The following is an 18,155-nucleotide window of genomic DNA, read 5'->3' on the forward strand; positions in this document are numbered from 1 at the left end:
AAGTAGTTGGGGGATCTCCCCCTGTGAGGATAGGACGTTGCCAGGCAACAACGCAGAGGACGACCGAGCATAACGCTCGGTCGTTTTTTATGTTCGTTATGAAATCAAACTCCATATTAAGCACCCTATTCACATGAAATTCCGAACAATTCTCATCTTCTAGATAGGAACGAACACAATTCTGAACTTTCTGAACATCGGGAATTGAATTGCACTTTTGCGTTATACCTGTTACCATTACAGAAATATTTCGAAACAAAGATGTAGGTAGAACGAGAAAGGGGCCATCAATTTTTATGTGGGAAAATAAGTTTGCAAAAGAAGGTTTAACGTTTGATGATGTATTACTCGTACCGAGGTTCTCAAATGTTTTACCACGTGACGTTGATTTAAGCACAAAGCTCTGTGAAGGATTAGAATTGAATATCCCAATCATCAGTGCCGGCATGGATACCGTCACGGAAGCTCCGATGGCGATTGCTATGGCCCGTCAAGGCGGTTTAGGTGTCATTCATAAGAACATGTCTATGGAAATGCAAGCTGAACATGTCGATCGCGTTAAGCGCTCAGAGAATGGTGTCATCACAAATCCTTTCTATTTAACTCCAGATCGTCAAGTGTATGACGCTGAGTATTTGATGAGTAAGTATCGTATTTCTGGTGTTCCAATCGTCAACTCAGAAGAAGAGCGTAAATTGATTGGTATTTTGACGAATCGTGATCTTCGCTTCATCAAAGACTATTCAACCGTCATCAAGGATGTTATGACAACGGAAAACCTGATCACTGCAAAAGTAGGTACATCGCTTGAAGAAGCAGAGCGTATTCTACACCAACATCGCATTGAAAAACTTCCACTTGTCGATGAAGCTGGCGTATTGAAAGGTCTCATCACAACAAAAGATATCGAGAAGGTCGAACAGTTCCCGAACGCAGCAAAAGATAAGCAAGGTCGTCTTCTTGTAGCAGCTGCAGTCGGTGTGACAAAAGACGCGGCTTCACGTGCTCAAGTACTTGTAGAAGCAGGCGTAGATGCGTTGGTCATTGACACAGCACATGGACATTCGGCTGGTGTGCTTGAAAAAGTTCGTGAGTTGCGCGATACGTTCCCATCACTTCCAATCATCGCAGGTAACGTAGCGACTGCTGAAGCGACACGCGCTTTGATTGAAGCTGGAGCATCGGTTATCAAAGTCGGAATTGGACCAGGTTCAATTTGTACAACACGCGTTGTTGCAGGCGTTGGTGTTCCACAAATCACAGCTGTTTATGATTGTGTTACAGAAGCAAAAGAGCATGGTGTATCAGTCATCGCTGATGGTGGAATCAAGTACTCAGGTGATATTGTTAAAGCCATCGCTGCTGGAGCGAACGCTGTCATGCTTGGTAGCTTGCTTGCCGGTGTGAAAGAGAGCCCAGGCGAAATGGAAATTTACCAAGGTCGTCAATTCAAGACATACCGTGGTATGGGATCTGAAGCATCGATGAAGCGCGGAAGCCAAGACCGTTACTTCCAAGAAGCAGACAAAAAGTTCGTTCCAGAAGGAATAGAAGGACGTGTCGCATACCGTGGAGAACTTGCTGACACGGTCTATCAATTGATTGGTGGTCTTCGTTCAGGTATGGGATACTGTGGCGCTGCCGATATCCGTGCCCTTCGTGAAGACACGCAATTTATTCGGATGACAGGTGCGGGCCTTCAAGAAAGTCACCCACACGATGTCAACATTACAAAAGAAGCACCGAACTACTCACGCTAATGTAAAAAGCCGCCATCCTGTACACTCAGGATGGCGGTTATTTATTTGCGCTTCTCTACTAAAATCACAGTACCACCTTGATCTTGAGCAGGGAGTGAGACAGTGACTTTGCCATTCTTTTGAACGATGTATTGTTTACCGCTATATCGGTCAATCAATACGGTTTTCGCTTTATATGAAGTATTAAAGGAAACAGTTTGTGCTTTCTCTTTCGTATTTAATCCGACGAGAACCGATTGTTTTCCATAACTTCGTTTGAAGATTGAATAGCCAGCCTCAGAATTCGAAGCGATGGACGAACGTGTCCCTTTACTGAATACATGCGAATAGTCTGCACGGATATTCAAAAGTTTTTGATAGTGCGTATGCATCGATTTCCCTTCACCTTTGACTCGAGACCAGTCGAAGTCATAGCGATTTTCATTGAACTCGCCTTGATCCATATCGCCCGCATGCTTCCCAGATTGACCGACCTCTTCTCCATAATAGATCACAGGTTGACCCTTCGCCGTGATTTGAAGAGAGGCTGCGACCATTTGCTTCCCAGTATCCCCGCCTGCCCGCGAGACAAGGAATCCGTCTTCATCATGGCTACTCAAGAATTGTCCGAGCGTCGCTTCGTTCGATAATTGAGTATTGCGATATTGAAGTGCCTTTTCAACGTCTTCGATATTGCCATTCACGAATCGTTCAGCTTGATATTTAAAATCAAAGTCGAGCAAGGAATCCATTTGACCACTTCTTAAGTAGCCGCCTGTATTGTTGATACTCGCCCCGTAGTGCTCCCCAATCAATTTGAAATTCGGCTTGATTGCTGTTAATTCATTTTTAAAGGATTTCCATGTTGTGGAGTCCACGTGTTTGACCGTATCGACACGGAAGTAATCAATCGTGTTGCCTTTTTTCGTTTTCGATCGTTTGATCCAATCTGTCTGCCATTTCACCAATTGTTCCCGAACGGCAGCTTCTTCCGTCTTGAAGTCGGGAAGACCGGATAGCGACATTTTGAGATCGTCTCCGTCGACCGGATTTTCACGGATCATTCCATCAAATACTTGTCGTTCTGCATCCGTTGGGAAGTTTGTGACAGATGAGCTTGCCCCAGGTTCCATGCCATAGCCAGGATGGTTCAAGACGACGTCGACCATAATTTTCATTCCACGTTTATGCGCTTCATCAATCAGTTTATGGAACGCAGCCATATCCCCGAGATGTTCATCGAGCTTTTCAAAGTTCTTGGCCCAATATCCATGATATCCATACTGAGATCCGTCTTTTCCATATCGTAAATCCCAATCGATGTTATCCACAATTGGCGTGATCCAAATCGTATTGATCCCAAGATCATCTAAATAATCAAGTTTTTTCGTAACACCTGCAAAATCGCCGCCATGGTAAGATTCAGGATGATCTTTGTCATAGTACTCACGATTCGGGTTGTCATTGGATAAATCTCCGTTATAGAAACGGTCCGTGAGCATAAAATAGATGCGCGCCTCATCCCAATCAAACGCTTGTTTTTCCTTCATCGTTTTAGGGACGACACGAACCGTTGTTGTCGAGCGATGAACGTTTCCATATTGGTCGATTGCAGTGACGGAAAGCGTCTTATTTCCAGGTTTGACCGTATCTTTCACCGCGATGGTTTGGGCGTTTAACGCACGATCGATGTGTAACTTTTCAGGACCACCAAGTGGGCGTGCATCGATGTAGAGTTCTCGGAGTGTCACACCTTTCGGCAAGGACGGTTTTACTCGAACGACCGCATTTTCACGAGAGCTGATGGCTTTCGGACTGACAGAAGAAGTGAGTGTGACGGTCGGTTGACGATATTCGATTTGAGAAGCCTCGAAATAGGGGTCTTTCACTTCGGTCGTGACGCCGTCCTTCGTGACGAGATACGTGTAGTCATGGATTCCTTCAGGTAAGCGTATTGTATGGCGGAACCACTCGTTTTCTGGCTCATAAGTCATCGGATACGTCTCATTATTGATTTTGAGTGCGACCTGATCGATTTCGTCCATTTCTCCTGATTCATAGAGCGCTACATCACGGTAGAAGAATTGAATTCCATCTGTACCGTATTCGGGACCACTGATTGTCGGAACTTGGTGGAAGGCACCTTTTCCGCTTTCGACGACGACCTTCGTGACGCGGTCTTCTCCGAGCGTGACGTATCTGTCTTCTCCATAAGCATCCTTAACGGCCCAGTCCGTACCTTTTCGAATGACAAACCCGACTTTCGTGGCGTCTTGACCGACTGGGATACGGAAGATGGCCCCATCGTCAGTTATCCGGTATGGATCGACTTGTCCGTCTTTTTTTCCTGTACTCCATGTCCATAAGTTCCAATCTGTATAGTCATGATCGGCACGGACATATTTCATTTCGATATAGCGTGTCGTTTCCCAAGGATCCGCGAGTTTTGTTGCTGTTTTGAAAGTAGTCATCAATTCCGGGAGTGTCGTATTCGAAATCGTTCCGGTCACCGCACCTTCTGGAATGATGGCCGTATAGGATGTATTAAGAGCGAGAGCTTCTTTCGGTTGAAGTGTCACGCTCGTCCCGTTCGTCGTCACATCAACGGGGACACGCGTCTCCCCTTGTTGTAAGGTGACCGATGCCGAATCGAGACGGACGGGTTCATTAAATGTCCATGTGATTGGAGCAGACACATCCACATCAATTGATGATGAGGCCGGGGTCACGGACGCAACTTCAAGTTGGTCAATCGTCTCTACCCCATTTAAAGTGAACGGGGCACTATAAACAGATTGTGAGGATGGCGTGGCAGACACGTTCCAACTATTGGCTAATTGATTGGAAGCGTTGCTCGGAATCGTATCGAACGCCCCATGCTCTCCAGCGTTGTTTCCACTCAATACAGTTAAGGCACGAACTTGATCACCATTGTTTAAGCCGAGCAATGACAGAGGAACTTTTCCTTCAAATCCTTTCGTTCGGTCTAAGGCAAAAGCCGCACCGTTCAACTGATTCAATTGTAAAAGTGGTTTCTCTTGACCAGCCTGATAAAGAGCAGCCTCTTTTACGTTCTGATCACCATCGACTCGGACGAGAATATGGTACTGAGGTGCCTTGTCGACACCTTTAAAATCAAATGGATACCCGAGTGGATTAGTAGATACACCAGAATCTTCATCATTGATTTGGAGCGCAATATTTATGTATTGCCCGTTATCTCCCCAGTTCGGGACATTGTTCGCATCTACGTAGAAATATAGGTGTTGCGCATCATTGTTTATGTATAAATCACCGACATCGAACCCTTGCCATCCTGCAGTGGGAGAATTTGCGAGGGCGGGAATATTAGCCCAGTCGGTCTTTGACCCATCAATCGTGATTGCAGTCGGTTCAGCTAATGCGTTCATCGGAACCCCGGCTTGAATGAGCAATGCACCAGACAGGAATAAAGTCGAAGCCTGACGAGCAGTTTTTTTCTTCATGAGACACCTCTTTTGTTTGAGTTAAATTGCACAACTTTATGCAAACGTTTTCAAAAATAGTTTAGCGGAAGTTGTAAGCGCTAACAATATGTTTTTGAAAAAACAATAAATAACCGCGTCTCCTGTTGGTTGAGGAGATGCGGTTATGATTCAGTAGTGACGAGTGAACCTTTGACGATGAGTCGCTCCGTCGTATCGAACGTACAAGTGATTAATGTAAGGGTAGGAGTAGCTGTTTCATCCAATACATCAACTTGTTCAGGAGAGACGGTTTCAAGCGATGTCACGATGTATTCGTAAGTGTGTGCGGCATCTCGAAGATAGATTTTCATACCAACTTCGACTTTATGGAGCGGACCGAATAGAGCGTCCGCATGTTGTAAATAATGACCGGCTAGTGCGTAATTGCCTTTTCCCATTTGTTGATCGGGATGCATGGTTCCCGCTCCGACAGCGAGACTCTCATCATCTAATCCTTTTATGACTGGGAGCTCCAGTGAAACATCTGGAATGGAAATGACACCGATTGTCGGTAAATGATGAAAACGATTGCGCGCTTGTAAGACGTCCGCTAAGGAAAGAGGAGTGACCGAGGCGAAATTATAACTCGCTTCAACCTCAATCTCGTCTTGTAGTTCCATATGTTCAATGACATATTCACTGGTTGAGCTAGCGATATTCTCTTTCCAAATCGAACTTGTTAAAAAGAAAAGGCCACTGCCGATTAAAAGGATTCCGATGATCCATCGAAGATGTCGCTTCATGTAATTGCTCCTCTCGGAATTGCCCATGCGTTCATCAACTGATCAATCACGTTCGGTAAAGATGATTCGGGTAAGTGCGCAAACCCAAACAAAAATTGTTTATGCGAGTCCGGATGTACGATGCGATAGTCGTTCATCGATTTTATGGCGATACCGAAAGATTCAGCCGACTGCTTCAACTCTTGCTCTGTTCGGTCTGTGACGACGGTCAATACAACATGCAATCCGGCACTTGCACCTGTCACGATGACAGTCGGTTCGAACGGACGGAAGGTAGTGAGCACGATTTCTAACTTACGGCGATAGATTTTTCGCATCCGATTCAAATGTTTTTCAAAATCACCGCTCGACATGAACAGCGCCAACGTATGTTGCTCAAATCGAGGGACGCTACACGTAAAATAATGATGCCGCTCACGGTAACGATTCAGAAGAGGCGTCGGTAACACCATATACCCGATACGAAGAGAAGGCATGAGTGATTTTGAAAACGTACTGATATAAATGACACGTTCGTTCGGGTCCATGCTTTGAAGAGATGGGATGGGTTTACCACTATAGCGGAACTCGCTGTCATAATCGTCCTCTATGATATACGTTTGGTGAACGAGCGCCCAATTCAACAGGCGCTGGCGTCGACTGACGGATAAGACAGTCCCTGTCGGAAATTGATGGGCAGGTGTCACGTATAGCGCATCAATGGCATGACGTTCAAGCTCACTTACACAAACCCCACTGTCGTCTACCGGAATCGGGATGGAGGTGCGCCCTTGTTGCTCGAATAAAAGACGCGTGAGTGGATAACCGGGATCTTCAATTCCAAACACCGAGGCATCGGGTAATAAATCTAATAGTTGTGGCAATAGTTGTTCGGTCCCTGACCCGACGATAATCTGTTCAGGTGAGCACTGAACGCCTCGCGAATGATAGAGATAGGTCGCAATTTCCTGACGTAATTCAAGATCCCCTTGAACGGGGCCTAACGCGAGCAACTCATGATGAACCTCATCGACGACGTTTTTAATATGTCGTTTCCAACGTTCAAACGGAAAAGCCGTTGTATCGATTTGGCTTGGCGACACATCGTACGTATACGTCTTTTTAGGTGGTGATGGTGTGATGGTGCTACTTGATCGCCGGACGTATAGTTCCTCTTGCGGCAACACATAAAACCCCTTCCGAGGAATGGATTCGATATATCCTTCGGCGAGTAACTGAGCATAGGCGAATTCGACCGTCGTCTGAGATACATCTAGAAATTGGGAGAGTTTACGCTTCGAAGGTAGCTTGGTACCTGTTTTTAGCGTGTCGTCGACGATGGCTTCGCGAATATGTTTATACAATTGCTCATATAGTGGGATGGACGAATCTTGTTCAAGTGAAAAAGTAAGCATATCCATGAGATGACGTTCCTTTCTTTACGAACCGAAAAAGAAGTACAAGAGAAAGCCGATGATAATCAAGAATGAGACAATTCCAGGTGTACCAAATGAGGCGCGATTGCCTCCTTCAAACGGGTCACGGTCTAACATACTGATTCCTCCTTCATACTTCAACACGTTCGTGATAGTGGCAATAGAGTCCTTTATCTAAACTGACCACTTTAAAAAATAAGAATCTGGCACTTTTAATATAGTCAATCCAGCTTATACTAGCAAGTAGAACATGAACCAATGGAGGGATTTCAATGGAAAAGAGACAAGTGGGAACAGATAAAGTAAAACGCGGGATGGCAGAAATGCAAAAAGGTGGCGTCATCATGGACGTCATCAACGCGGAACAGGCAAAAATCGCTGAAGCTGCCGGTGCGGTTGCTGTCATGGCGCTTGAACGTGTACCTTCGGATATCCGCAAAATGGGCGGTGTTGCCCGTATGGCTGATCCAACAATCATTGAAGATGTCATGGGAGCAGTATCTGTTCCGGTTATGGCGAAATGCCGTATCGGTCATATCGCTGAAGCTCGTGTCCTTGAGTCGATGGGGGTCGACTTTATCGATGAGAGTGAAGTATTGACACCAGCAGATGAAGAGTTCCATTTGTACAAACGCGACTATACAGCGCCGTTCGTATGTGGAGCGCGTGACCTTGGTGAAGCGGCACGTCGAATCGGCGAAGGTGCAGCAATGATTCGTACAAAAGGTGAGCCGGGAACGGGGAACATCGTGGAAGCGGTTCGTCACATGCGTACAGTACAAGCACAAGTGAAACGTCTTTTGTCGATGAGCGTAGATGAAGTTATGACAGAGGCTCGTGACCTCGGAGCACCATTTGAAGTGCTTATGCAAATCCGTGAAGCGGGTCGTCTTCCAGTCGTTAACTTTGCAGCGGGTGGAATCGCAACACCAGCGGATGCAGCCTTGATGATGCACCTCGGAGCAGACGGCGTCTTTGTCGGATCTGGAATTTTCAAAGCGGAGAACCCAGAAAAATTCGCACGTGCCATCGTTGAAGCAACAACATACCACGACGACTATGAGCGGATTGCACACCTTTCAAAAGGATTGGGTGAGGCGATGAAAGGACTCGACGTCCGTACGCTAAAAGATGAAGAACTTATGGCGCCACGAGGCTGGTAAGATGGTGACGATTGGCGTATTAGGGATGCAGGGCGCAATACGTGAGCATGTTCGTATGCTTGAAGCGCTCGGTGCGCAGACGGTTGTCGTCCGCTCGTTAGAAGACTTGAAAGCGATCGATGGATTAGTGTTACCGGGTGGAGAAAGTACCGCGATGCGACGCCTACTCGACCGCTATGAGTTACTTGAGCCACTTCGTGACATGGAGACGTTACCGATGTTCGGCACATGTGCCGGTATGATTCTTCTCGCAAACGAAGTCGAAGGCTATGATGCCCACTTAAAGAAAATTCCGATGACGGTAAAACGCAATGCATTCGGACGTCAGGTCGACAGTTTTGAAGTCGATCTTCCGGTAAAAGGGATCGAGGAGCCAGTCGAAGCGGTCTTTATTCGTGCCCCACAAGTGGCGCGAGTCGAACCGGAAGTGGACGTGCTCGCTGAAGTCGAGGAAGCGATTGTAGCAGTTCGTTACAACCAGTATCTGGCTTGTTCGTTCCATCCAGAGTTGACGGAAGATCTATCATTGCATCGCTATTTTATCGAGATGGTCAAAGAAAATCAGAAGCAATATGCATAAGTTTGGGGGACCTCATAAAAAGGGGGTCCTTCAAACTTATTTTTTGTTACACTGAACAAAGAAGCGTACAGAAAGGGGAAACTATGTGAAGGCTCGCTATTTAATCATGTTGTTTATTGCCATATTGCTTGTACAAGTAATCGTACCTTCAGTCGCCTCTGCGGCCGCACCAAAAGTTGACGCGGCGAGCGCAATGCTTGTAGACGTGACAACAGGACAGGTTCTGTTTACGAAACAAGAAGATGCCATGCTGCAGCCCGCTTCAATCACGAAATTGATGACGGCATTTTTGACGCGTGAGGCGATCGAAGAAGGAAAGCTCAGTTGGAATCAAGAGATTACACCGAGCGATGCTGCATTGGCACTGACGAGAAAACCGGGGTTGGCACGAATCCCGCTATTGAATAAACCGTATACCGTCAAAGAGTTATACGATGCAGCGTTAATTCGTTCGGCGAACGAAGCGGCTGTGACGCTTGGGGAAGCAGTGTCTGGTTCAGAGGAGGCGTTCGTCAAAGAAATGAATCGCCGGGCCGATGAACTAGGAATGACACAAACGACGTTTGCGAATGCATCGGGACTTGATTCTGTATCAGCCGGTCTACCAGGAGACAATTTGACGTCGGCTAACGATTTAATGAAATTGGCGATTGCATATTTGACGACTTATCCGGAAGTACTCGACGTGACAAAACGGGCATATGTGGATGTCGACGGTGTTCGCTTTGATGCGACGAACCGGATGCTCGCCGATCGTGACCTTGCCTATCCAGGGATGCTCGGTTTCAAGACAGGAACAACGAATGAAGCAGGCTATTGCTTTGTCGGTGTGTCCACACGGGATGGTCGCACTGTTTTATCGGTCGTTCTTGGTGCACCATCTGATGAGGGACGCTATGCAGCGACGAAAGCATTACATGACTATGCGTATGCGGATTTCGTCATGACACCAATCTTACGGACAGGTGAAACGATTTCGAAGACGGCGAAAGTTTCTCAAGGTGAAACGGAACAAGTTGCTGTACGGACGACGAATGACTTTGAAGTGTTGGTCGAAAAAGGGAAGCCTGTCCCGGAGCCGCAAGTTGAACTGCTCGAATTAGAGGCTCCAATCAAGGCCGATACACAGGCGGGCGTAGTCACGATCGATTCTTCCGATCAAGTTCGTTACTTAGAAGGAGAGACTCCCCCGAAGACGATGCTTGTCACGGCAGAGTCGGTTGATACGGCTTCGTTCTTGACGAGAATGACGCGAGCGTTCTTTGAATTCCTCGATCAAATCCGATTAGCACTTGGAAAAATCAGTCTTGTCGAACAAGTTCAGATGTTGTAAAGTAAGATTAATTCAATGACAGATGCGATGATGAGAATAAGTACGTTACGTACGTCTACTGACAGAGAGCTAGTGGTTGGTGCAAACTAGTGAGATGGCGTAACCGAATCGGCCTCGGAGCATTGACTTGGAAACAGGTCACGTTTGGCACACGTTACGTGCATCGAGTGGCTCAAGCATTTGGGCAACGAGGGTGGCAACGCGGATCCAAGGTGGTTCGTCCCTTTCCTACGGGAAAGGGACGTGCCGCCTTTTTTATATGAAAAAGGAGGAACAGCAATGTTAGACATTAAACGTTTACGACAAGATTTTGAAGGAATCAAAGAAAAGTTAGCTTACCGTGGAGAAGATTTGAGTGCACTTGACCGCTTCCCGCAGTTAGAGGAAAAGCGTCGTGACTTAATTAACGAAGTGGAAGTAAAGAAAGCAAAACGCAATGAAGCGACGAAACAAATCGCTGAATTAAAACGGAACAAACAGGATGCGGAAGGTCCGATTTTGGAAACACGCCGTCTTGGGGATGAAATCAAATTGCTAGATGAAGAGTTACGAGAAGTAGAGGCTGAACTCAACTTGATCTTGCTCAGCATTCCGAACATCCCACACGAATCAACTCCAATCGGCGAGACGGAGGATGATAACGTGACGATTCGCGAAATCGGAACAAAGCCTGATTTTGACTTCGAGCCGAAGCAACATTGGGACGTGATGGAAGACCTTAAAATCGTCGATGTGGAACGAGCAGGGAAAGTAACGGGTAGCCGCTTTGTTTTCTATAAAGGGTTAGGTGCCCGCTTAGAACGTGCACTCATCAACTTTATGATGGACCTTCATTCAGACGAGCATGGTTACTCAGAAGTATTGCCGCCGTACATGGTCAATCGTGATTCGATGATTGGAACAGGTCAACTTCCTAAATTTGAAGAAGATGCGTTTAAAGTAGCGGACACAAACTACTTCCTCGTTCCGACAGCTGAAGTGCCAGTCACAAACATGCACCGTGAAGAAATCATTCCGGAAACGCAGCTTCCAATCACGTATACAGCTTATAGCGCCAACTTCCGTTCTGAAGCTGGTTCAGCGGGTCGTGATACGCGTGGCTTGATTCGCCAGCACCAATTCAATAAAGTTGAGCTCGTCCGCTTCGTGAAACCAGAAGAGTCATATGAACAATTGGAATTGTTGACAGGGCATGCTGAAGAAGTATTGAAACGTCTCGGACTTCCGTACCAAGTACTTAGCATGTGTACGGCGGACCTCGGATTCACAGCTGCTAAAAAATATGACATCGAAGTGTGGATGCCAGCACAAGGAATGTATCGTGAGATTTCTTCTTGCTCTAACTTTGAAGATTTCCAAGCGCGTCGTGCTGGAATTCGCTTCCGTCGTGATGCCAATGCAAAACCAGAATTTGTCCACACATTGAACGGGTCAGGATTGGCAGTCGGTCGAACAGTTGCAGCGATTTTGGAAAACTACCAACAAGCAGACGGATCAGTCGTCATCCCAGAAGTGCTTCGCCCTTATATGGGTGGGAAAGAAAAGATTGAAATGCCGAACTAAACGCTTGAGCAGCCTCGATTTTGAGGCTGCTTAATTTTTTTAATGTTTTTTCACAAAAGGGTTTGACATCTGTCTCTTCACTTGGTACTATAAATCATGTCGAGCGACACTGTTGCTCACGAATTGTATATGAGCTTTGGAGGTGTACCCAAGTGGTTTAAGGGAACGGTCTTGAAAACCGTCAGGGGTGTAATAGCCTGCGTGGGTTCGAATCCCACCACCTCCTCCATTTCTTTTTTGGAGGCTCACACAATTTTATATCTTTTGGAGGTGTACCCAAGTGGTTTAAGGGAACGGTCTTGAAAACCGTCAGGGGTGTAATAGCCTGCGTGGGTTCGAATCCCACCACCTCCTCCACTTTCTTTTTTTTACACTTTTTTAGGCCTGGAGTTGTACCCAAGTCCGGCTGAAGGGGACGGACTCGAAATCCGTTAGGAGTCGCAAGGCTCGCGTGGGTTCGAATCCCACCAACTCCGCTTTCAATCGGGCATCTGCAGAGGCAGATGCATTTTTTGTATCCACAGACATCATCGCTGTGGATTTTTTATGTATAAAAAGAAGGATTACGCTTTTCATGGCGTAATCCTTCTTTCGATTATCTAACTTTTGCTTCGCGAGCAACCGTCAGTTGCTTTTCAATTTTTTCAAGGATGAGTTCGACTGAATCAGGGTCATTGATGAGGTCGTAGTCTTCGATCGAAAGGCGTAGTACTGGGCACAGATTAAAGTTGTTAATCCATTCTGTATAGCGCTCGTACATCTCTTCCCAATATGCAATCGGTGTTTGTTGCTCCATCTCGCGACCGCGCATCTGGATGCGTTCAAGGACTTGTTCGAACGAACCTTCAAGGTAAATCAATAAATCTGGGTGTGGGAAGAATGGTGTTAACACCATAGCCTCGAACAAACTTGAATACGTTTCGTAGTCTGTTGGTGACATCGTCCCTTTTTCGTAATGCATTTTTGCGAAGATACCTGTATCTTCATAGATTGAACGGTCTTGAATGAAGCCGCCACCGTATTGGAAGATTTTCTTTTGTTCTTTGAAACGTTCAGCCAAGAAGTAAATTTGAAGATGGAAACTCCAACGCTCGAAATCATGATAGAATTTATCGAGGTAAGGGTTCGTATCTACTTTCTCTAAAGACGTTCGGAAGTTCAATGCATCGGCTAACGAATTGGTGATCGTTGATTTCCCGATTCCAACCATTCCACCGATTGTAATGATTGTATCGTTCGGGATGTTATATTTATCAATCAGCTTCATTTTAATTGTGCTCCTTTAGTCAATTCTAATTCACGTTCAATTGTCTTTAAGACATGTGTCAAATCGTTTGGGTTGTGTACGAAGTCGAGTTCATCCCCACTGAATGAGAGGATTTTCACTTCTGGATGGGTCGCGCGATACGACTCTACGAATGTCTCATAATCGTGAGCGAGTTGTTCGAGATAATCACGGGACATATTTTCTTCCACTTCACGTCCACGCAAGGCGACTCGTTTCATCAATGTCTCAATGCTGGCGTGTAAGTAAATGACGACATCAGGTTTCGGCATATCATGTGTCAAAATCTTATAAATCTGCTCGTATTTGTTGAGATGTGCCGGTTTCAATGAACGATGAGCAAAAATCAAGTTTTTGAAAATATGATAGTCCGAAACGACGGATTGCTGTTGACTCAAGTGGTGTTTATGAATATCATCCAACTGCTTGAATCGATTGCATAAGAAGAACATTTCCGTTTGGAAACTCCATTCTTCGATATCTTCATAAAACTTGCCGAGAAATGGGTTCTCTTCTACAATTTCATTCAGCATCTGCATCGAGAAATGCTGACTGATGATATGGGCCAGTGATGTTTTCCCGACACCAATCGGTCCTTCTACCGTTATAAACATATGATGTCATCCTCCATTATCCAAAGTGCAAGTTCCATTCTAGCATACAATGCGAGGGATATGGCGAGGGATTTGATTTTCATTTTTTTTCATAGTGTTAAATAAGAAATGAGGTGAATGGATGGAACGTGATGAGCGATTTATGCAGTTAGCCATCGAAGAAGCGAAGAAAGCAGAAGCTATTGGTGAGGTACCGATTGGCTGTGTGATTGTAAAGGGAGATGAGGTGATTGCGACCGGTCATAACCGTCGTGAAACAGATCTCTTGGCTGCGGCTCATGCTGAGATGATTGCGATTGAAGCAGCAAACGAAGCATTAGGGAATTGGCGATTAGAAGATTGTGAATTATACGTCACACTCGAACCTTGTCCGATGTGTGCAGGAGCCATTGTGTTATCTCGAGTGAAGCGGGTGATCTTCGGTGCGCATGATCCGAAAGGTGGTTGTTGTGGCACGTTGATGAATTTAGTACAGGATGAACGATTCAATCATCAGGCCGACGTGACAGAAAATGTTTTAGCAGAAGAATGTGGACAGCTTCTGACTGATTTCTTCCGAGCGCTCAGAGAAAGGAAGAAACAAGAACGACTTCATCAGAGAGGTTGCAACCCAATCGATTAAACAGTATAATGTAATAGCACTCGAGATAGTGCATAATTTCATTTACCCATTTGCCGTGCTAGGTGGGGAGGTAGCGGTGCCCTGTCACTCGCAATCCGCTGTAGCGAGACTGAATCCCGATTCGAGGGAGTGCGCTGGTATGGTCTGCCTTATGTAAGTGGCGTTGACGTCTGAGTCCTGCGCAACGGTCACCCATGAACCAGGTCAGGTCCGGAAGGAAGCAGCCTTAAGTGGTGACGTACCGTGTGCCGCAGGGGTGCTTGGACTGAGCAAACTGCATGAGTAACGCATGTTGACGTGCTTTCAGAAATCGGTGCGCGGCAGATTTATTTTATAACTTCAATCTATGGCCCCAGGGCTGTAGATTTTTTTGTATGATGAGATAGAGAAGAAAAGTGGGGAAGGAGGCGAACTCATGGCGTATCAAGCATTATATCGGGTATATAGACCTCAGTCATTTCAAGAGGTCGTCGGTCAAGTTCATATCACACGTACGATTCAAAACGCTCTACTAGAGGAGCGGATGTCACACGCATATCTGTTTTCAGGTCCGCGCGGGACAGGGAAGACGAGTTTGGCGAAAATCATTGCCAAGGCAATAAACTGTGAAAGTGCACCGACACGTGAACCGTGTAATACCTGTCCGACGTGTATCGCCATCACGGAAGGTACGAGTCCAGACGTGTTCGAAATCGATGCAGCATCAAATAACGGAGTTGACGAAATTCGAGAAATTCGAGACAAGGTTAAATATCCACCGTCTCAAGGTCGTTACAAAGTATATATCATTGATGAAGTGCATATGTTGTCAACAGGCGCATTCAATGCATTGCTGAAGACGCTCGAAGAGCCGCCAGCACATGCGATTTTTATTTTGGCAACGACAGAACCGCATAAAATTCCGGCAACAATCATTTCTCGGTGTCAGCGCTTTGACGTTAAACGACATGAAGTGAGTCAATTGCAGACCCGGATGGCGTATATTTTAAATGATCAAGACCATGACTATGATCCAGAAGCGTTGAAATTAATCGCGCGGGCTGCTGATGGCGGAATGCGAGATGCCCTTAGCTTACTTGATCAGGCATTGGCATTTAGTGATGGTCGCCTGACAGAAGAAGCGGTTTTAGAAGTAACAGGTGCTGTAACGGATGAAACATTGCTTGAAATGGCATATGGTCTACAGAAAAAAGAGTTAAATGCGATTTTGAGTACACTTGAAATGATGCTACGCGAAGGAAAAGACTTAAAACGATTCATTGAAGATTTGGTGTTCGTCCATCGGGATGCACTACTTTTAAAAGCATCTCCGCAAGCTGCCGACTTATTAGAACGCGCTCGTCCAACCGATGAATTCCGTCAGTTTGTCGAAGCGACCTCGACGGACGAATTATTCCAAGTGATTGAAGAGCTGAATGATTGCCAGCAACAGATGAGGTTATCGAATCATCCCAAAGTGTTGGTGGAATTGACATTCATTCGAATTGCGGAACAAGGTCGGACGATTAGTGAACAGATGACACAGCTACAAGATCAAGTGCGTGAATTGAGCCGCGAATTGAATGAAGTGAAGAAAAATGGTGTGTCTGTGACAGGCGTGGAAGTAGAAAAGCCGAAGCCTGCTCCGAAGCGTACTCAAATCCGAGTACCGAAAGAACGGATTCGCCAACTGCTTCAGCGGGCTGAGCGACAGCACTTGAATGCGATTCGCGATAGTTGGGGCGACATCATGACGAACATCCGAATACAGGATGGTCCAATTTTTGCACTCTTCTATGAAAGTGAGGCTGTCCTTTGTGCAAGTGACACCTTACTGGTACAATTTAAAGATGGAATGACATGGCACTATGAACAAGTAAGTTCGAATGGTCGTACGCGTGATGTGATCGAACAGGCGTTGTTTGAAGTTACGGGAATTCGTCGTGAAATCATGGCGGTGCTTGAAACGGATTGGAATGAATTGAAAAATGAGTTCATCCTTCAAAAACAAGCAGAGCGGACAGAACAAGTCGAAGAACCGGAAACTGAGGATCCACTGGTTGCACAGGCGATGGAACGTTTTGGCGATGTTGTTGAAATCGAAGAAACATAAGGGAGGCGCTCTGAATGCGTGGAATGGGAAATATGAATAACATGATGAAACAAATGCAAAAAATGCAAAAAGATATGGCGAAAGCTCAAGAAGAATTAAAAGAGCTATCGGTAGAAGGTACTGCGGGAGGCGGCATGGTAAAAGTTGTCGTCAGCGGTCATAAAGAAGTCTTAGATGTCATTATTGCAGAAGATGTCGTCGATCCTGACGATGTAGATATGTTACAAGATCTTGTCTTAGCAGCGATCAATGATGCGATGAAGCAAGCTGATCAGCTTGTAAATGATAAAATGGGACGTTTCACACAAGGGATGAATCTCCCAGGCTTTTAAGTAAAGAAAGGATCGATGCGAGTTGCAATACCCTGAAGCCATTGGACGATTGATTGAGAGTTTTACGAAGCTACCTGGAATCGGTCCAAAAACTGCAGTGCGTTTGGCTTTCCATGTACTAGATATGGAAGAAGACGATGTTTTAACGTTTGCGAAGGCTCTCGTCAGTGCGAAACGGGACATCAAATATTGTACCGTGTGCGGTCATATTACAGATATTGATCCATGTGCTATCTGTAAAGACTCACATCGGGATGAAACGGTAGTTTGTGTGGTCCAAGATTCAAGAGACGTGATTGCCATGGAGAAAATGAGAGAGTACCGAGGGAAATATCATGTTCTTCATGGAGCTATTAGTCCAATGGAGGGGATTGGTCCGGAGGATATCAACGTTTCAAGCTTGCTGACACGTTTACAAGAGAATGAAGCGATTCAAGAAGTGATTTTAGCAACGAATCCAAATATTGAAGGAGAAGCGACTTCAATGTATTTATCACGTCTGCTTAAACCAACAGGAATTCGCGTAACGCGTCTCGCGCATGGGCTACCGGTCGGTGGGGATTTGGAGTATGCGGACGAAGTGACCTTGTCTCGAGCGATGGAAGGTAGAAGAGAGTTATGAAGTGGTTTCGTAAGTCGTTAAAAGATGATTATGATCAACGACTACTTAATGAGTTGATGGAAGCGAAATCTAAGTTTGAGTCAAAACGCCGTATGCTTGAGGTTAGCATCGAAGATACGGGGGAATTAGCGGCTCAAGTAAAGCAGGCAGAAGCTCTCTACTTCTTCTATTTAAAAGAGGCAAAAAAACGAAATGTATCTTTATCGTCTCTACGTTCATAAGGCGAAGCCGTTGGCTCGCCTTCTTTTATTTTTAGCCGTATATAATGAAGAGAAAATTGAGGCGCGAACAGTACGAGCATAGATAGATAAGTTTCTTTAAACTTTTTTATAAAAAGGGTTGCGCGGTTATTATTTTACTGATATATTAATAGACGTCGCCGAGATAAGCGACGAACAAAATAAAAAATATTTTAAAAAGTGATTGACCTTTTGTTCTTCACTTGGTAAGATATTTAAGTCGCCAAGAGCGACAGACGAACTTTGAAAACTGAACGATGAGGCAAAAATAAGTTTTACAATTTTTGAATGAAGCGCAAGCTTCGTC

At 45.6% G+C, this 18,155-nt stretch carries 16 protein-coding genes, 3 tRNA genes, 1 other RNA gene and 1 other annotated feature; of the genes, 14 read left to right on the forward strand and 6 right to left on the reverse strand.

What is annotated here, in order from left to right; translation table 11 throughout:
• Nucleotides 1-296: 296 nt before the first annotated feature.
• On the forward strand, nt 297-1,760 hold the full coding sequence (guaB, locus tag KNO87_RS15105) for an IMP dehydrogenase (protein WP_214697315.1): 1,464 nt from the start codon (nt 297-299) through the stop codon (nt 1,758-1,760).
• A gap of 41 nt (nt 1,761-1,801) precedes the next feature.
• Here the strand turns inward: guaB and KNO87_RS15110 are convergent, their stop codons facing one another.
• The 3 genes from KNO87_RS15110 to pdxR all read right to left on the reverse strand — a co-directional run bounded on the left by KNO87_RS15110 (nt 1,802) and on the right by pdxR (nt 7,388).
• Complete coding sequence (locus KNO87_RS15110; RefSeq protein ID WP_214796691.1) at nt 1,802-5,224, reverse strand: alpha-amylase family glycosyl hydrolase; 3,423 nt, start codon at nt 5,222-5,224, stop codon at nt 1,802-1,804.
• A gap of 143 nt (nt 5,225-5,367) precedes the next feature.
• Nucleotides 5,368-5,988: a class A sortase gene (locus KNO87_RS15115; RefSeq protein WP_214796693.1), complete on the reverse strand. Its 621-nt coding sequence runs from the start codon at nt 5,986-5,988 to the stop codon at nt 5,368-5,370.
• The gene (pdxR, locus tag KNO87_RS15120) at nt 5,985-7,388 is read right to left on the reverse strand and encodes a MocR-like pyridoxine biosynthesis transcription factor PdxR (protein WP_214791267.1); all 1,404 of its coding nucleotides are present in this window, start codon (nt 7,386-7,388) and stop codon (nt 5,985-5,987) included. The genes KNO87_RS15115 and pdxR overlap by 4 nt, the downstream gene beginning before the upstream one ends.
• 287 nt (nt 7,389-7,675) lie before the next feature.
• On the opposite strand from pdxR, the gene pdxS reads away from it, so the two are divergent.
• The 7 genes from pdxS to KNO87_RS15155 all read left to right on the forward strand — a co-directional run bounded on the left by pdxS (nt 7,676) and on the right by KNO87_RS15155 (nt 12,518).
• Nucleotides 7,676-8,566 carry a pyridoxal 5'-phosphate synthase lyase subunit PdxS gene (gene pdxS / locus KNO87_RS15125; protein WP_214697307.1) on the forward strand — a complete coding sequence of 297 codons (891 nt, stop codon included), beginning with the start codon at nt 7,676-7,678 and terminating at the stop codon, nt 8,564-8,566.
• A 1-nt stretch (nt 8,567) separates the two neighbouring features.
• Nucleotides 8,568-9,146, forward strand: a complete 579-nt coding sequence (gene pdxT, locus KNO87_RS15130; protein WP_214791271.1) for a pyridoxal 5'-phosphate synthase glutaminase subunit PdxT — start codon at nt 8,568-8,570, stop codon at nt 9,144-9,146.
• A gap of 85 nt (nt 9,147-9,231) precedes the next feature.
• The gene (locus KNO87_RS15135) at nt 9,232-10,479 is read left to right on the forward strand and encodes a D-alanyl-D-alanine carboxypeptidase family protein (RefSeq protein ID WP_214796695.1); all 1,248 of its coding nucleotides are present in this window, start codon (nt 9,232-9,234) and stop codon (nt 10,477-10,479) included.
• 18 nt (nt 10,480-10,497) lie between these two features.
• Nucleotides 10,498-10,707 (forward strand) — a binding site (T-box leader).
• Between the two features lie 51 nt (nt 10,708-10,758).
• Nucleotides 10,759-12,042 (forward strand): serine--tRNA ligase, encoded by a 1,284-nt coding sequence (serS, locus tag KNO87_RS15140; protein WP_214750034.1) that lies wholly within the window; start codon nt 10,759-10,761, stop codon nt 12,040-12,042.
• A 138-nt stretch (nt 12,043-12,180) separates the two neighbouring features.
• Nucleotides 12,181-12,271, forward strand: a tRNA-Ser gene (locus tag KNO87_RS15145).
• A gap of 37 nt (nt 12,272-12,308) precedes the next feature.
• A tRNA-Ser gene (locus KNO87_RS15150) sits at nt 12,309-12,399 on the forward strand.
• A 29-nt stretch (nt 12,400-12,428) separates the two neighbouring features.
• Nucleotides 12,429-12,518 (forward strand) — tRNA-Ser (locus KNO87_RS15155).
• Between the two features lie 119 nt (nt 12,519-12,637).
• Here the strand turns inward: KNO87_RS15155 and KNO87_RS15160 are convergent.
• Both KNO87_RS15160 and KNO87_RS15165 read right to left on the reverse strand, forming a co-directional pair.
• A complete protein-coding gene (locus KNO87_RS15160) occupies nt 12,638-13,309 on the reverse strand; it encodes a deoxynucleoside kinase (protein ID WP_240542900.1) in 672 nt (223 codons plus the stop codon).
• Nucleotides 13,306-13,941, reverse strand: a complete 636-nt coding sequence (locus KNO87_RS15165) for a deoxynucleoside kinase (RefSeq protein WP_214791275.1) — start codon at nt 13,939-13,941, stop codon at nt 13,306-13,308. Before KNO87_RS15165 ends, KNO87_RS15160 begins: the two co-directional genes overlap by 4 nt.
• Nucleotides 13,942-14,062: 121 nt before the next feature.
• Between KNO87_RS15165 and tadA the strand changes: the two genes are divergently transcribed.
• The 6 genes from tadA (at nt 14,063) to KNO87_RS15195 (ending at nt 17,830) form a co-directional block, all read left to right on the forward strand.
• Complete coding sequence (gene tadA, locus KNO87_RS15170; protein WP_214796697.1) at nt 14,063-14,563, forward strand: tRNA adenosine(34) deaminase TadA; 501 nt, start codon at nt 14,063-14,065, stop codon at nt 14,561-14,563.
• 53 nt (nt 14,564-14,616) lie between these two features.
• Nucleotides 14,617-14,884, forward strand: an RNA gene (ffs, locus tag KNO87_RS15175) — signal recognition particle sRNA large type.
• 94 nt (nt 14,885-14,978) lie between these two features.
• A complete protein-coding gene (dnaX, locus tag KNO87_RS15180) occupies nt 14,979-16,655 on the forward strand; it encodes a DNA polymerase III subunit gamma/tau (protein WP_214791279.1) in 1,677 nt (558 codons plus the stop codon).
• Between the two features lie 14 nt (nt 16,656-16,669).
• On the forward strand, nt 16,670-16,987 hold the full coding sequence (locus KNO87_RS15185) for a YbaB/EbfC family nucleoid-associated protein (RefSeq protein WP_012727754.1): 318 nt from the start codon (nt 16,670-16,672) through the stop codon (nt 16,985-16,987).
• A 22-nt stretch (nt 16,988-17,009) separates the two neighbouring features.
• Nucleotides 17,010-17,609, forward strand: coding sequence for a recombination mediator RecR (gene recR, locus KNO87_RS15190; protein ID WP_214791281.1), 600 nt, complete (start codon nt 17,010-17,012; stop codon nt 17,607-17,609).
• Nucleotides 17,606-17,830, forward strand: coding sequence for a YaaL family protein (locus tag KNO87_RS15195; protein ID WP_214791283.1), 225 nt, complete (start codon nt 17,606-17,608; stop codon nt 17,828-17,830). Before recR ends, KNO87_RS15195 begins: the two co-directional genes overlap by 4 nt.
• 129 nt (nt 17,831-17,959) lie before the next feature.
• Here the strand turns inward: KNO87_RS15195 and KNO87_RS15200 are convergent.
• The coding region (locus KNO87_RS15200) for a hypothetical protein (protein ID WP_214814841.1) at nt 17,960-18,155 on the reverse strand (196 nt) is incomplete at its 5' end.

Origin of the sequence: Exiguobacterium sp. s34, assembly GCF_018617435.1 — a bacterium.
In the GTDB taxonomy this organism is placed as follows: domain Bacteria; phylum Bacillota; class Bacilli; order Exiguobacteriales; family Exiguobacteriaceae; genus Exiguobacterium; species Exiguobacterium aestuarii.

Excerpts from the sequence above, each read along its gene's own strand:
- guaB (WP_214697315.1), top strand. The coding sequence starts at position 297 with ATGTGGGAAAATAAGTTTGCAAAAGAAGGTTTAACGTTTGATGATGTA.
- KNO87_RS15110 (WP_214796691.1), bottom strand. The coding sequence starts at position 5,224 with ATGAAGAAAAAAACTGCTCGTCAGGCTTCGACTTTATTCCTGTCTGGT.
- KNO87_RS15115 (WP_214796693.1), bottom strand. The coding sequence starts at position 5,988 with ATGAAGCGACATCTTCGATGGATCATCGGAATCCTTTTAATCGGCAGT.
- pdxR (WP_214791267.1), bottom strand. The coding sequence starts at position 7,388 with ATGGATATGCTTACTTTTTCACTTGAACAAGATTCGTCCATCCCACTA.
- pdxS (WP_214697307.1), top strand. The coding sequence starts at position 7,676 with ATGGAAAAGAGACAAGTGGGAACAGATAAAGTAAAACGCGGGATGGCA.
- pdxT (WP_214791271.1), top strand. The coding sequence starts at position 8,568 with ATGGTGACGATTGGCGTATTAGGGATGCAGGGCGCAATACGTGAGCAT.
- serS (WP_214750034.1), top strand. The coding sequence starts at position 10,759 with ATGTTAGACATTAAACGTTTACGACAAGATTTTGAAGGAATCAAAGAA.
- KNO87_RS15160 (WP_240542900.1), bottom strand. The coding sequence starts at position 13,309 with ATGAAGCTGATTGATAAATATAACATCCCGAACGATACAATCATTACA.
- KNO87_RS15165 (WP_214791275.1), bottom strand. The coding sequence starts at position 13,941 with ATGTTTATAACGGTAGAAGGACCGATTGGTGTCGGGAAAACATCACTG.
- tadA (WP_214796697.1), top strand. The coding sequence starts at position 14,063 with ATGGAACGTGATGAGCGATTTATGCAGTTAGCCATCGAAGAAGCGAAG.
- dnaX (WP_214791279.1), top strand. The coding sequence starts at position 14,979 with ATGGCGTATCAAGCATTATATCGGGTATATAGACCTCAGTCATTTCAA.
- KNO87_RS15185 (WP_012727754.1), top strand. The coding sequence starts at position 16,670 with ATGCGTGGAATGGGAAATATGAATAACATGATGAAACAAATGCAAAAA.
- KNO87_RS15195 (WP_214791283.1), top strand. The coding sequence starts at position 17,606 with ATGAAGTGGTTTCGTAAGTCGTTAAAAGATGATTATGATCAACGACTA.